Source organism: Amycolatopsis sp. NPDC088138 (genome assembly GCF_044741685.1).
Classification (GTDB): Bacteria; Actinomycetota; Actinomycetes; order Mycobacteriales; family Pseudonocardiaceae; genus Amycolatopsis.
The window spans coordinates 833103-847781 of sequence record NZ_JBIUTB010000001.1 but is presented as its reverse complement, the minus strand read 5'-3'; the positions used below and the strand labels follow the sequence as shown (position 1 = coordinate 847781).

9 protein-coding genes are annotated in these 14679 nt (G+C 73.6%); 3 read left to right on the top strand and 6 right to left on the bottom strand.

All coding sequences use genetic code 11. From position 1 onward, the window contains the following. Positions 1–108 precede the first annotated feature (108 nt). Positions 109–927 (bottom strand): helix-turn-helix domain-containing protein, encoded by an 819-nt coding sequence (locus tag ACIOD2_RS03890; RefSeq protein ID WP_400534019.1) that lies wholly within the window; start codon positions 925–927, stop codon positions 109–111. An 81-nt stretch (positions 928–1008) separates the two neighbouring features. Here ACIOD2_RS03890 and ACIOD2_RS03885 point away from each other — a divergent pair, with 81 nt between their 5' ends. Both ACIOD2_RS03885 and ACIOD2_RS03880 read left to right on the top strand, forming a co-directional pair. Continuing rightward, positions 1009–1836, top strand: coding sequence for an SDR family oxidoreductase (locus ACIOD2_RS03885; RefSeq protein ID WP_400534017.1), 828 nt, complete (start codon positions 1009–1011; stop codon positions 1834–1836). A gap of 233 nt (positions 1837–2069) precedes the next feature. Further along, entirely contained in the window at positions 2070–2330 is a 261-nt protein-coding gene (locus ACIOD2_RS03880) for a hypothetical protein (RefSeq protein WP_400534014.1), read from the top strand. On the opposite strand, the gene ACIOD2_RS03875 is transcribed toward ACIOD2_RS03880, so the two are convergent. Next, positions 2311–3348: a LacI family DNA-binding transcriptional regulator gene (locus tag ACIOD2_RS03875; protein WP_400534011.1), complete on the bottom strand. Its 1038-nt coding sequence runs from the start codon at positions 3346–3348 to the stop codon at positions 2311–2313. The two genes, ACIOD2_RS03880 and ACIOD2_RS03875, sit on opposite strands and share 20 nt — an antisense overlap. A gap of 210 nt (positions 3349–3558) precedes the next feature. Here ACIOD2_RS03875 and ACIOD2_RS03870 point away from each other — a divergent pair, with 210 nt between their 5' ends. Then, positions 3559–4539, top strand: a complete 981-nt coding sequence (locus ACIOD2_RS03870; protein ID WP_400534008.1) for a hypothetical protein — start codon at positions 3559–3561, stop codon at positions 4537–4539. Between the two features lie 11 nt (positions 4540–4550). On the opposite strand, the gene ACIOD2_RS03865 is transcribed toward ACIOD2_RS03870, so the two are convergent. From ACIOD2_RS03865 to ACIOD2_RS03850, 4 genes are all read right to left on the bottom strand, one after another. Further along, entirely contained in the window at positions 4551–5228 is a 678-nt protein-coding gene (locus tag ACIOD2_RS03865; RefSeq protein ID WP_400534005.1) for a PAS domain-containing protein, read from the bottom strand. A gap of 497 nt (positions 5229–5725) precedes the next feature. Continuing rightward, complete coding sequence (locus ACIOD2_RS03860; protein WP_400534002.1) at positions 5726–8524, bottom strand: AAA family ATPase; 2799 nt, start codon at positions 8522–8524, stop codon at positions 5726–5728. Positions 8525–8528: 4 nt separating this feature from the next. Continuing rightward, positions 8529–11684 carry an AAA family ATPase gene (locus tag ACIOD2_RS03855; protein ID WP_400534000.1) on the bottom strand — a complete coding sequence of 1052 codons (3156 nt, stop codon included), beginning with the start codon at positions 11682–11684 and terminating at the stop codon, positions 8529–8531. 170 nt (positions 11685–11854) lie between these two features. Continuing rightward, on the bottom strand, positions 11855–14677 hold the full coding sequence (locus tag ACIOD2_RS03850; protein ID WP_400533998.1) for an ATP-binding protein: 2823 nt from the start codon (positions 14675–14677) through the stop codon (positions 11855–11857). Between the last annotated feature and the right edge of the window lie 2 nt (positions 14678–14679).

The window sequence follows — 14679 nt, the reverse complement described above, 5'->3', positions numbered from 1 at the left end:
CGCTGGAGGCTCGGCGCCGTCGGTGCGGGACAGTCGCCCGGCGAGGTGACGTCCTTCCGGATCTTGGTCTTGCCGCCCTAAGACGCGCCCCGCGGGCGGTTGTGACCGTCAGCCGTGGGCCTCGACCAGCGAAGCCAGCTCCGCCAAGGCCTCGGCCGACCGGCTGCCGGGTTCGGCGTGCAGCAGCAGCGTCTCCAAGCCGTCCGCGCCCGTCACCGCGAACTTCTCCACCCGCAGCTCCACGTCGCCCACCCGTGGGTGGCGCACCAGGAACGGGCCCGGGCGGGCGGTGCGGACGTCGTGGCGGGCCCACAGCTCGCGGAAGCGTTCGCTGGCACGGGACAGCTCGTCGATCAGCGCTTGCAGGCGCTCGTCCTCGACGTCCGCGCCGATCTGGGCGCGCAGGTGGGCCACGACCGCGGCCGTGTACTGCTCCCAGTCCGGGTGGTAGCGCCGGGCGCCCGGGTCGGTGAACAGCATCCTCAGCCGGTTGACGCCCGGGGCCAGGTCCGGGGCCAGCTCCCGGGCCAGTGGGTTGGCCGCCAGCACGTCGCCGTACTTGTCGAAGACGATCGCCGGCACGTTGATCGTGGCCAGCAGCATGGCCAGGCCCGGGGACACGCTCGGCTCCCGCCGGGCCACGCGGCGGCGCGGCTTGGGACCGGCCAGCGCCGTCAGGTACGCCGTGCCCTCGGCGTCGAGCCGGAGGACCCCGGCGATCGCGTCGACCACCTGGGCCGACGGGCTGCGGTCCCGCCCCTGCTCGAGCCGCAGGTAGTACTCGACGCTGATCCCGGCCAGCGTGGCCACCTCTTCGCGGCGCAGTCCGCGCACGCGGCGCAGGCCGTTGCCGGCCGGCAGGCCCGCCTCCGCCGGCGTGACCAGCTCGCGCCGCGCGCGGAGGAACTCCCCGAGCGCGTTGTCCATGGACCCAGCGTAGGTGTCCCTCCCGCTACCAGGAACGACCGGGACTGCCACCCCTCGCCCGACCCGGTGAAGATCGACAGCATGACAGTGACCACGTGGTTCATCACCGGCGTCAACAGCGGTTTCGGCCGCGAGCTGGCCGAGCAGCTGCTCGGCCGCGGCGACCGGGTCGCCGGGACGGTCCGGCGCGAAGGCTCGGTCGACGACCTCCGGGCGAAGTACGGCGACCGGTTCTGGGTGGGCCACCTCGACGTCACCGACCTGCCGAAGGTCCGCGAAGTCGTCAACACGGCGTTCGCCGATCTCGGACGCGTCGACGTCGTGGTCGTCAACGCCGGCTACGGCCTGTTCGGCGCCGCCGAGGAGCTCTCCGACGAGCAGGTCCGGCACCAGATCGCCACCAACCTGCTCGGCTCGATCCAGACCGTCCGGGCCGCGCTGCCGCACCTGCGCGCTCAGGGCGGCGGCCGGGTCATCCAGCTCTCCTCGGTCGCCGGGCTCGCCGCCCACCCGGGCGCCTCGCTCTACCACGCGAGCAAGTGGGGCATCGAGGGCTTCATCGAGGCGCTCGCGGGTGAGGTCGCGCCGTTCGGCATCGGCGTGACGCTCGTCGAGCCGGGCGGCGCGCGCACCGCGTTCGCCCGCGGCAGCCTGCGGCTCGGGACGCCGCTGGACGCCTACGCCGGAACGCCCGCCGCGATGGTGCACGGCCTCAAGGACGCCGACCTCCCGCTCGCCGGCGACCCGGCGAAGATCGCCGCGCGCGTCATCGCGAGCGCGGCGCAGGAGCCGGCCCCGCTGCGCTTGGTGCTGGGCAGCGACTCGTACCGGGCGGTCACGGCCGCGCTGCGCGACCGTCTCGCCCAGATCGAGCCCCAGGAGGCGAGCGCGGCCGAGACCGACTTCTGAGTTCAGCTCTCGCGCCTCCGCGTCGCTCAACGCCCGGCCTAAGCCGAAGTCGGCGACCGCGCCCTTCGGGTACGGGACCTTCGGGTTCTGCGAGCGGCCGAAGTACAGGCGCATCCCGGCGCCCACGAAGTCCTCCGTAGCAATGCCGCCCAGCTTCATCGCGCAGCGGGCGACACCGAGGCCCGTGCGCGGGCGGAGCGCACCAAGACGCGCACGATCGGACGATCGCCGGGGTGCTCGGCGTCGGGTCGTTCGTCACCTACGTCGACCGCGTCAACCTCTCCATCGCCGGGCCGGAGATGATGCGGGAGTTCCACCTCAGCGCCGCCCAACTCGGGACGAGCCTGCTCGTCGGCCCGATGGGTGTGGTGGTGACGTCGCTCGGGGAGCAGACGGGCGTGGCCGTCGGTGAGGTGTCGCCGGAGCGGATCAGCGAGGTGCGGGCGAAGAACCCGGCCTCGGCACTGCGGCGGTTCACCGTCGTACCCCGCTGATCGTCGCGCCGGCCACCGGCGGGCACGTCAGCAGCCGGTGCGCCGCGGGGTCGCCCAGGCCCGGGTCGAGCAGGGACGCCAGCAGCCGGACGGCCGCCTGGCCCATCTCGCGGCGGGGCACCTCGAAGCCGCTGATCTCCGGACCCGGCGGGTCGCCGGGCGGGCGGCCGAGGACTGCCAGGGAGACGTCGTCCGGGACCGAGATTCCCGCCGCGCGCAACGCTTGTTGCGTCGCGTGGAACACCGCGCCCGTGTCCGTCTCCTCGACCACCAGCGCCGTCACGCCTTCCGCGCGCCACGCCGCCAGCGTCGCCGCGGTGAGGTCGGTGCCGTCCGTGCGCACCACCAGATCGGCCACCGGCAGGCCCGCGTCGGCCGCCGCGGTGCGGACGCCACGCTCGCGGTCGTCCGACGACGGGGCCTCGTCCGGCTCGCGCAGGTAGCGCAGGTGCCGGTGGCCCGCGCCGACCAGCCTGGCCACCACCTCGGCCGACGCCGACACGTAATCCCCGCCCACGTAGGGGATCGTGCCGTCGAGCTCGGTGCGGCGTCCGATGTAGACGATCGGGAAGCCGCTCGCGAGCAGCTCGCCGACCGCGTCCACCGGGACGTGCCGGCCGAGGAACAGGCAGCCGTCGGCGAGGCGCGTCCGGCGGATCCGCGTGTGGTCGGGGACGCCGCTGGACCCGGTGAACATGATCAGGTCCTGGCCGAGCGCGGCCGCCTCCGCCTCGATCCCGGCCAGGATCGGGTAGTAGGAGTCGGCGACGTCGATGGGGAACGCCGGGGTGAAGGTGTAGACGCCGAGCAGGTTGTTGCGGGCCGAGGCCAGCCGCGTCGCCACCGGGTCGGGCACGTACCCGAGCCGTTCGGCGGCCTCCAGCACCCGCAGGCGTGTCCGTTCCGAGAGCCGGACGCCGGTGCGGTTCCCGCCCAGCACCACCGAGACCGTCGCCTGCGAAACCCCGGCGACGCGCGCGATGTCGGCCTGCCTCGGCGTCCGCCGCGCCCTGCTCATCGGGTACCTCGCTCGGGTCGCCCACCTTCGGTCATCTGACTCGGTTCAGTCGTCAGGGTGAAGCCCGCCTCAGGACCCGTCAACCGTTTTGCCCGAAACTCCAGCCATTCTGTCCCGACCGTACTAATACGTATTACTCCATTGACTTCGTTGTTCAGCGCGTGCCACCGTCGCCGGAACGCGAAGACTTCGAAGACGAAGGAGCGGCTCATGTCCCTCACCCGACGCGGCCTGCTGGCCGGGGCCGCCGCGCTCGGCGCGGGCGCCTTCCTGCCGATGACGGCGAGCGCCGCACCGGCCGGTTTCCCCGACTACCGCTACCAGCGGCTCGCACTGGTGAAAAGCAAGCTCAAGTACAACCCGACGGGCGAGCTGATCTTCCCCTGCATCCGCGGCACGGCGGGCCGGATCCCGAACGCCCTCGGCGCGTACTACCTCTACTACGCCCCGCACGACGCGCCGGGCGGGATCTGCCTGGCCTACGCGAACACCCTCGACGAGGAGTTCACCGAGTACAGCGGCAACCCGATCATCAAGAACTCGTGGCCCGGCGAGTACTCGGTCAGCCACGTTTCGTCGCCGCACGCGCTGTGGAACGACGACGTCAAGCGGATCTACCTGTACTTCCACGGCGAGAACACGGTGACCCGGCTCGCGAGCTCGGCCGACGGCATCCACTTCAGCTACGAGAAGGAGGTCCTGTCCACCCGGCTGCAGCCCGCCGGTACAACCGAGACGTCGTATGCGCGAGTGTTCCGCCAGGACCTGCCGTCGAAGAACGCGCGGTACGTCATGGTCTTCATGATCAACAACACCACCAACCACCGCGACATCGGCTGGGGCTGGTCACCCGACGCGCTCAACTGGACGTTCTCGCAGACCCCGCTCGTCAAGCACACCGACGTCGGCGCGAACGACATCGGCGGGCCGCACCTGCTGTCCCGCAACAACAGCACCTACGTCGTCTACAACACCGACATCGCGCACGGCGGCAACCTGATGATCACCGAGGTGGGCAACGACTTCTCCAAGCGCAACCACCTCGGGGTGTTCCACGACTCGCTCAGCGGCGCCCCGGACAACGGCCGGAGCGCGGCGCCGAGCTTCGGCACCTACCAGGGGCACGAGTACATGATCTACGAGGCGGGTGAACGGCTGGCGGGCAACATCGCCATCGCCCGCGCGATCTGACCCGGGACGGCTCAGCGGATGTACTCGGGACGCACCCGCGGCGGCCACTGGCCGATGCCGAGGATGCCCATCGAGTAGCCCTTGGACACCAGGGCCGGCCGGTTGGTCACCTTGAGCTTCCGGAGCAACGTCGTGACGTGGTACTCGACCCCGCCGCGGGACAGGAACAGCTTCGCGGCCAGCTGGACGGTCGACTCCCCCGCCGCCACGCCCTCGAGGATGCGCGCGTCCACCGGCGAGAGCAGCTTCTGGTTGCCGGCGGCCAACTTCGGCGCGGCCTCGGCGCGGTCCGGCTGCACCAGCACGAGCAGGGTGTCGACGCGGCCGGCGCGGCCGCGGACGCCGATGCCGGTCAGCTCGCCGGCGAAGGCGGCCTCCTTCGCGCCGACCGCGACCATCTGCTCGGCGAAGCGCGGGTGCCGTCCTTCGGCGAGACGGGTCAGCTGGTGCTGGACGCGGCCCTGCACGCTCGGGTGGAGGAACTCGCAGAAGCTCTTGCCGCGCACGTGCTGGGTGCTGCAGCCGAACTGGCGCGTGAAGTACTGGTTGGCCTCGACCACCCGCAGTCCGAGATCGAGGTTCGCCATGCACATCCCGGACTGTTCGAAGAGCGACCAATAGATGTCGCGGTATTCGCTCGAAACGCGGCCGGGCGGTGCTTTCTCGTCGATGACGGTGCTCGAATTCATGGCTGTCGACCATTCCTCTCAGGTCACACGAAGCGGAATTCCGCCCGGGATCTGAAACCGGTGATGCTTTGTTATCTGCAGTCTATGGAGCGAAAAACAACCAAGTCAACAGTGCGGCGGCGTGCGCCTTAAGCCTGCGGTACCCGCACGGACCGGTACGGTACGGTGCGGTCCGTTGTGGTGCGGTACCCGCTGAGCTGGGAAAACACCCTCGGAACCGGTCACGACGGCGGACGACGGCCGGACCTGTCCGACAGGACCACTCTGCGTGAGTTCCCACGCGAACCCACACATACCAACATCGGGCCGCGAGCACCTTCATTCTCCATCGGAAATCCTCGTGAAAGGTCCGTACCAAACGCCACCGCAAACCTGAAATAGGTTCACAAGAAGGGTGTCGCAAGACAATGCGAGCGGGTAACCTGCGGACTTAAGAAACATTTAGGGAGCCCGTCGGCCGGGCTGCGCATCGAGGTGGCTCGCCGCGGCGGCCGGGATCAGCGCGTGCCGGACCCGACACCCAGCGCGCCCGCGAGGTCGGGACGGCCTTCGATCCGCAACTTACGGTAAGAACTCGTGAGGTGTTTCTCGACCGCACGACGGCTGATCCGCAGTTCGACGGCGATCTGCGAGTTGGTGCGGCCCTGGGCCGCGAGCTCGGCCACGGTGGCTTCGCCGCGGGTCAGTTCGGGGCGCCGGGCCGGCACGCGAGTCCGTTCGGCGGGCAGGAACAGCCCGTCCCCGTGGTCGGCGAGCCAGGCCGCGCCGCATTGTTCGGCCAGCCGGTGCCCCCGCGCGAGGAGCCGTTCCGCTTCGCCGGGGTCCGTTTCCCGGAGCCGCTCCCCCAGTTCGAGACACGACTTGGCCAGTTCGAAACCGTTTTCCGCGGTGTCCAGCAGTTCGACGGATTCTCGCAGCCGGCGGATTCCGTGCTCGCCTTCCGTCACGAAAGCCTGAATGCGCAGTGCGCGACCCAGCAACACGGGTGATCCCCACGCCGCGGCCCGCTGGTGGTACTCCTCGGCCAGCCGCGCGGCCTCGTCGAGGCGACCGAGCCGGGCCGACAGGACCGCCGCCGCGGGCCGCCACGGGTAGAGCACCGGGTTCTGCCAGCCGGCCCGGTCGAGCCGCCGGCCGCAGTCGAGGAACTGCGCGAGCGCGGCCTCGACGTCACCGCGCCCGGCCGCCAGCATGCCGCGCAGAGACCGGCGGACGGCGAACAGCGACAGGTCGCCCGCCCCGGCCGTGGCCTCCAGGACGCGCACCGCCAAGACCTTGTCCCGCGCCGAGAAAGCCACCGAACCGAGCGCCATCGCGGGCAGCACGAGCGTGTCCGGCCGGCCCGGGTCGGCCGCTTCGAACGCCCGCACGGCGTAGTCCCGAGCGGCCGTCAGGTCGCCGCGGGAAAGCAGGCCCAGCGCCTGCTGCGCGTCGACCTGCGCCAGGGCCGCCGGGGACCCGGCGCGTCCGGCGTGCTCGCGAGCGGCCGCCAGCCACGGGCGGGCGACGTCACTCCGCTCGGCCACGGCCAGCAGCAACGGCACGATCCGCAGCACCGACCACGCCCGGCCCGAATGCGCGGGTTCGTGGTCGAGGATCTCGGTGGCGTGCCGGACCGTCTCGGTGGCGTCCGCCCGGCCGGTCAGCATGCCCGCCAGCAGCAGCACCGACCGCAGCTCCCGCTCCGCCGCGTCCGGCCCGAACGGCCCGTTGCGCAGCTCCGCGAGACGGCGGTGGGCATCCGCGAGCCGGCCGGGATCGTCCAGGCCCGCGTACCAGGTCCGGGCTTCGAGCCGCAGCGCCAGCTCGCGGTCGTAACCGTCGAGGGAGCCGGCCGGGCCGAGGTGCTCGGCGACGTCGCGGACGAGCTCCGACACCAGGGGCCCGCTCGCCGCGACGGCGAGGGGGATCCACGACACCGCCGCGGCGCGGTCGCGCACCGTCGGCAGCAGCGGGGCGGCCTGGGCCAGGTGCCGGACGGCCGAGCCCGGGTCGAGGTCCAGCTCCGCCGCGGCCAGCTCGACGAGCAGCCGGGCGCGCCCGGCGCTGCCCGGCGGCAGGTCCAGCAGGGCCCGCCGGAGATACCGGGCGGCAGCGTCCGGGGCGCCGCGGCGACGTGCGGCGACGGCGGCCGAACGCAGCTGCTCGATCTCGCGGCCGTCGCGCAGGGTGTCGACCTGCAGCAGCTGCACGGCGACGTCCTCGGGCGGGAAGCCGCACTCGGTCAGCAGTTCGGCCGCGGCCCGGTGCGCGGCCGCCGCCTCGGCCGCGGTCATCGACTCCTCGACGACGCGCACGAGCCCGGGTTCGGGCACGACCGTGCGTTCCGGGGTCACCGTCACCCAGGTGCCTTCGAGGGCCGCGCGCGCCGCGGCGCACCCGCCGGGGTCGATCCCGCTCAGCCGCCCGGCCAGGTTCAGCCGCGCGTGGGCGCCGAGCACCACGACGGCCCGGCCGAACGCCTCGACCGCGGGGTCGCGCCGGAACAGGAACCGCAGCCGTTCCTGCCGGAACGAGCCGCCGAGGGCGTGCACCCGCTCGCACTCCCCCGCCCGGCCGCCGAGGCGGTGAGAGAACGCCCGGCCGAGCAGGGTGCGCAGTTCCTTCGGGCTGCCGCCGGTGATCTCGTGGCACGCCTCGGCGAACTCCGGGTCGTACCCGGAGCCGAACTGGGCGCCGACCAGTTTCCCGGTCGCCGCAACGGAAAGCGGCTCGGCGCGCACGCGGTACCGGGCGGCGCGCACGATCTCCTGGACCAGCGGGTCGCGGGTGCCGGCGCCGTCCTGCAGCACCACGCCGATCAGCACGCGCATCCCGCGCAGCCGGGCGGTGAGGAACGCCAGCGCGCGCAGCGAAAGTTCGTCGGCCCAGTGCAGGTCGTCGACCAGCAGGACCACGGTCCGGGCCTCGCCGAGCCCCACCAGCAGCGTGTGCAGGCCGTGGAGCACGGTCGCGATGGCCGGCATCTCCGGCGGCGGGTCCTGCGCGGACCCGCCCAGCAGCGCGCCGAGCATCTTGCGGGCGACGACCGGGATGTCACCGTCGTCGGGCGCGGCGAGCAGCGGCAGGGTCAGCTGCCGGACCACCCCCAGCGGAAATCCGCGTTCGAGCTGCGCGCCGCCGGCCCGCAGCACGCGGGCCCCGTGCCGGCCGCCGACGATCGCGAGGTGCCGCAGCAAGGCCGTGCCGCCCGCGCCGGCGGCGCCGTCGATCAGCAGCAGCGCGCCGGTCCCCGCGTCCACTTCGGACACGGCCGTCTCCAGCACGGCGAGTTCGGCTTCGCGTTCCAGGAGCACGCGATCACCCCTCCCGCCGCGTGGCGGCCCATCGCTGGGCGAGCCCGGACCGGCCCTTGACGCCGAGCTTGCGATAGACCTTCGTCAGCCGCAGTTCGACCGTGCGGAGGGCGATCGACAGCCGCTCCGCGATCTCGCGGTTGGCCAGCCCGTCCGCGGCCAAGGCGGCGACGTCCCGCTCGCCCGGGGAAAGCCCGTCGACGCTACTGCCGGGGTTCCGCACCGGCTCGACAGGACGGCTCGCCTGGGCCGGGACGCCGAGCCCGGCGTCGGCCAGCGCCCGTTCCCGGACGGCTTCGAGCACGTCCCCGGTCCCCCAGCGCCGGGCGATCGCCAGTTCTTCGGCGAAGAGCGTCTCGGCGGCGTCCGGCTCGCGCAGCTGCCACAGCGCGATCCCGGCCATCGTGCGCCACGGCACGAGCATCGGGTTGACCCAGTGCCGGGACCGCAGCATCCGGCCGCACTCGCGCAACGCGGAGAGAGCGCTTTCCGGTTCGCCGGTGGCGCGTGCCAGCTCGGCGCGCGCGTAAAGCAGGAACGCCCAGCCCACGCCGTTTTCCGCCCCGTGCGGCACCGGCGCGGCGGCGAGATGCCGGGCCTCGTCGAGCCGCCCGAGCCGGACCAGCGCGGTCAGCTCCCCCGCGATCCGGCGCGAGACGAGCGACGGATGCCAGCTGCCCGGCGGCAGTTCCCGCTCGGCCGCGGCGAGATCGAGCACGGTCTCCTCCGGCCGGTCCCCGTGGACCGCCGCCACGGCCCGGTAGAGCAACGCCTGAGCGGCAACGGGACGCGCCTCCCGGCGGCGGGCATCGGTGACCAGCTCGGTCAGCCCGGCGGTCGCCTCGTCGAGGTCGTGACAGCACATCAGCGCCCGGCACGCGGCAACCCGCGGCATCATCGGCGCGTCGTCGCGAGCGGCCAGCGCGGTCCGCGCCAGTTCCCGGACGCGGTCCCGGTGTTCGGCGCGAGTGGCCAGCCGCCAGGCGGCGACCCCAGCTTGCGCCGGTCCTGGCGCGGGCTCGGGAAGGGGGGTGACCGGGAGTTCGGGTTCGGCCGACGCCTCTTCCTGGGCCAGCCAGCCGAGGGCGCTCAGGGCCGCCGCAGCCGAGCGCGGCAGGGCCGGCACCGGGGCCCGGGGTTCCGACGCGACCGGACGAGTTGTCTCGGCATCACCACGGGCAAGCGGCAGGTCCGCCGCAAACTTGTGTGAGCTCATCCCTGACGACGAGCTAACGCCTGAAACCGCCTCGCGAGTCGCCTCGACCTCGCCTGGGGCAAGCGGCAGATCCGCCGCGATGGGCAACGCGCCCACCTCCCGCGAGGACCCCAGACCTGAAGCCGCCTCGCGAGCCGCCTCAACCTCACCCGGGGCAAGCGGCAGACGCGCCGCGGCGGAAAGCGAACCCACCTCCGGCGACGACTCCAAGCCCGAAGCCGCCTCGCGAGTCGCCTCGACCTCGCCTGGGGCAAGCGGCAGATGCGCCGCGATGGACAGCGAACCCACCTCCCGCGAGGACTCGAGTTCGGAAGGCGCGTAGCGAGCCGCCTCGACCTCGCCTCGCGCAACCGCGGTGCTCAGCTCCGGTGACGTACGGGGCTCCGAAGTGGCCGGGTGGGTCGTCTCCAAGGCACCCCGCCCGGGCGGAAAGTCCGCCGCGGGCAGCAGCGAACCCACCTCCGGCAACGAGCGAAGTCCCGAAACCGCCTGCCCGGCCTCAGCGTCACCTCGGCCAGGCCGCAGGTCGGCCTCCGGCGCCGTGCAAAGTTCCGAAGCCGCCTGCCGGGTCGTCTCCGCGTCGCCCCGGGCCAGCAGCAGGTCCGCCGCGGTGACCACCGAAGGCAGCGAACGCAGCTCCGGCGACGTGAGGATCTGCCGCAACCGGCCGTCGCTCGCGTCCGGGGCCGTCGCGACCTCGATCGCCGCCAGGCGGGTCAGTACCGCGCCGCGGTCGCCCGGTTCCATCGGCTCGGCCAGCGCCCTCCGCAAGGCTTCCGCCGCCGGGCCGGGACGGCCCTGCCGGAATCGCTGCGCCGAAGCCTCGGTCAGCACCGCCGCTGCCCAAGAGCGGCCGACCGGCGGCGCCGCGCACAGCAGGTCGGCGACGGCCGGTGCGCCGGCTCCCGCGCGCCGGCCCAGCTCCGCCGCCCGCAGGTACAGCTCGGCGCGCGCGTCCGGGTCCATCGCGGCCAGGACGTCCGCGCCGAGGTGCGGGTCGGCCAGCCGCGGCGAGTCGGACGCCGTCACCAGGCCGCTCGCGACCAGGTGGGCCAGCGCGTCCGGCAGGCTTTCCGCACGGAGGCGGGCCAGCGAACCGGCGACCTCGAAGCCCAGCTCCGTCCCGCAGACGGCGAGCATGCGCAGCAGTTCGAGCGAGTCGGCGGGCAGGCCGCGGACCAGCCGCGCGGCCCGCTCGGTGGTGACCGCCCTGGCGAGCGTCACCAGTTCCGGGATCTGCTCGGGCCCCGGCGGCAGTCCGCGCTCGGTGAACCGGTCGGCGAGCTCGCGCAGCACGGCCGGGCGGCCGCGGGTGACCCCCAGCACCGCGGCGGCGAACGCCTCGCCGGCCGGCACACCCAGCGCTCCTTCGAGCAGCTCGGTGGTTTCCGCGGCGCCGAGCGGGTCCAAGGTCAGTTCGCGCACCGAGGAGGGCTGGTCCAGGTACCGGGAAAGCCGGTCGTGGGCGGCCGAGACGAGCAGGACCGGCGCCTCGTGGGCGCAGCGGGCCATCGCGTCGAACCAGGCGAGTGACCAGGAGTCCGCCCACTGCAGGTCGTCGATCGCGAGGACCACCGGGCGCTCCCGGGCCAGCTCGGTGAACGCGTCGCAGAGCAGCGCCACCGGGGTCGCGCAGTCGCCGCCGAAACACGCCGTCGCCAGCTCCGCGAACCGGGCCGGCGGGTAGAGCCCGGCGATCAGCTGGGACACCGCGCCGTACGGGACCTCCGCCTCGACCGGCGAGCAGGACGCGACGGCGGCGGCCACCCCACGAGCGTGCGCCGCGGCCACCACGCGGTGGAGGAGGGTGCTGCGGCCGACGCCGGACACCCCGGACAACGCCAGCCGGGACGAGCGCCCCGCAGCGACGTCGTCGACCAGTGCGGTGATGACCCTCAGTTCACGATCGCGCCCGATTACCCGGCGTGTCTGGAGGTCGGGCATCGGCGACCTCCCACCGTCTCGATCGGTGACGCTCAGACGAGCGATTCTGCACCGAAGGTTACAACTCGTACCCGAACACCGCCGTCGGGCAAGCACCCGGCCGGTGAATCTCTGCCCGCACGACCAGTCCCGTATGCAAACGCGGGCAAGACCTCACCATTCGTGACCGCTCACCACGCGCGCAGCGCCTGCGCCAGCTCCCCGCGCCCCTTGATGCCCAGCTTCCGGTAGACGCTCGTGAGGTGCAGCTCGACCGTCCGCTGGGTCAGGAACAGCGACTCCGCGATCTCGCGGTTGGTCACGCCCTCCACCGCTCGTTCGGCGACCCGCCGTTCGCTGCCGCTCAGCGCGTCGGCCGGCGACGCCGTGCCGCTGCGCATCCGCCCGCCCGCCTCGGCGAGCGCGGGCAGCGCCAGGCCGAGCAGCTGCTTGTCCCGGCTGAGCACGGACAGGTCGATCGACCGCCGCAGCCGTTCCCGCGCGCCCTCGGCGTCACCACGCCGCAGCAGCCGCCGGCCGAGCAGGTACTCGGCCTTGGCGTGCTCCAGTTTCGCCGGAGAGCCCGCCAGCAGCTCCACGGCCTCTTCGAGCAGCTCGACGCCCGCGTCGCCGTCGGTCACGAGGGCACGCGCGGTCCGGGCCATGCCGGCCGCCCGCGCGGTACCCCACCGGGCGGCCGCCTCTTCGACGGCCTCGATCGTGGCCACGCCCTCGCTCACCCGGCCGAGACCGGCGAGCAGCTCGGTCGTGTCGTACCACCACGGCGCCATCACCGGGTTCTCGATCCCGGCGTCGGCGAGGCTGTCGCCGCACCGGCGCAGGTACCCCAGCGCGCCCTCCGGGTCGCCGAGCGCCGCCCGCGCGCGGGCCCTGGCCATCAGGAACCAGTGGTACTCCAGCGTGAAGTTCTCCAGCCGCGGCCGGACGACCGTGTCCAGCACCTCCTCCGCGCGGACCGGGTCGCCCTGGCGCACGAGCATCGCGCCGAGCGCGGCCTGCGGCATGGTCACCCCGGGCGCCCAGCGTTCCTGCGTCACGACGTCGAAGGAGAACTGCGCGTCCGCCAGCGCCTCGGGCAGGTTTCCGGTGAACTGGTGGATGAGCGCGCGGGTGCTGGCCCCCAGCGTGTACGTCCAGGCCTCGCCGCGGCGCTGGGCGTGGGCCAGCAGCTCGTCGATCGCGCCCAGTGCCGGACCGACGTGGTCGGCGAGGTACAGCGCGAGCACCGCGCCGAGCACGGCCCAGCCCCCGGGCGCGACGTCCCCGATCCGCAGCACCTGCCCAGCCTGGGCGGCGACCTCGGCGGCGGGACGGCCCTGCAGGGTGCCCAGCGACGCGAGCATGCCCAGCAGCTGCCGTTCCTCCGCGGTGTCGCCGTCCGGCGGGACGACGTCGCGGAAGCGCGCGCCGACCTGCCCGACCGTGGACTTCTCGTCCATGCCGGAGATCAGCAGCACCGACTCGGCGAGCGTGCGCAGGGACCGGTCCGCCGGTGACGGGTCCGGCCCCAGCTCCGCCTCCAGGGCGTCGAGCACCTCACTGGCGAGTGCGAAGGCGCGCAAGGAGTTCTGCGACGTCAGCGAAATGAAGGCGTAGAGCACCACGATCGGCACCCGGCGGCGCGGGTCGGCGACCAGGTCGAGGGCGTGCTCGAGGTGCCGCAGCGACGACTTCGGGTCGACCTGCCCCTGCACCCGGGCCAGCTGCACCAGCACCTGGACGCTGTCTTCGTCGGCCTGCAGCGCCCGCGCCAGGTACCGCGCGGCCGCCGCCGGCGCGCCCCGGCTCTCCGCCGCGACCGCCGCGTCGCGCAGCACGTTGACCATCCACGGCTGCGGCACCGATTCGAGCTGCAGGAGCAGGATCGCGACGTCCTCGGTGGGACGGCCGCTGTCGTTCAGCAGGGTGGCCGCGCGTTCCCGCACCGCCGCCAGTTCGGCGGGCGGCACGGCCGCCAGCACCGCCGAGCGGATCAGGTCGTGGGCGTAGTCGAGCCGGTCCGGCTGCAGCAGCTCGTTCGCCCGCAGCGCCCGCACGGCGCCACCGGCGGGGCCGGGCTGGGTGCCCGCGAGCGCGGCGATCGTCTCGAGCTTTTCCCCGCCCAGCACGGCGATCGCGCGCGCCACCGCGAACGCGTCGGCCGGCAGCCGGTCCAGCAGCGAGCGCGCGACCACCTCGCGCCCCAGCTCCTCGAGCGTCCCCACGTGCGCGGCGTCCGGCACCACCTGGCCGCGCAGCCGCGCCACCACGCGGTCGAGCAGGAACGGGTTGCCGCCGGTGACCTCGGCGCACTTGGCGACGAACCCCGGGTCCGGCGGCACGCCGAAGCGCTCGCGCAGGACGTCCGCGACGGCTTCGGCGGGCAGCGGCGAGAGGTCGACGGTCAGGCAGTTCAGCGTCGCGCCGATCTCGCCGAGCACCTCGGGGCTGGGTTCGTCGGGCCCGGTGCGCTGGGTCATCAGCACCAGCAGCGGCAGGTTCTCCGCGCGGCGCAACAGGAAACCCAGCCAGCGCAAGGACGTCTCGTCGCACCAGTGGACGTCGTCGACGGCCAGCACGACGAGACCCCGCGCGGCCAGGCCCGCGGTGAGCCAGTGCAGGCCGTACATGACGGAGTAGGTGTCGGCGCTGTCGGCGGCGCCGTGCTCGGGAACGAGCGCCGGCAATGCGAGCCGGGCGCTGCCCGCGAGCAGCCCCTCCGGGTCGTCGCCGTCGAGCCTCAGCGGTTCGAACAGCGCGCGGACGGCTTCGTAGGCGGCGGAACCGCTTTCCGGGCAGCCGACCGTGAGCACGGTCGGGGCGACGCCGTCGAGCTCGTCGAGCGCGGCGGCCAGGAGCTTGGTCTTCCCGATCCCGGCCGGGCCGCGCAGCAGCACCGCCTGCCCCTCGCCGAGCGCCGCGGCGCGGGCCCGGTCGACGAGCAGTTGCAGCTCCCAGTCCCGGCCGGCCAGTTCCATCGCGGGCACCGCCCGCAGGCCACTCCGCAGAGCCACCG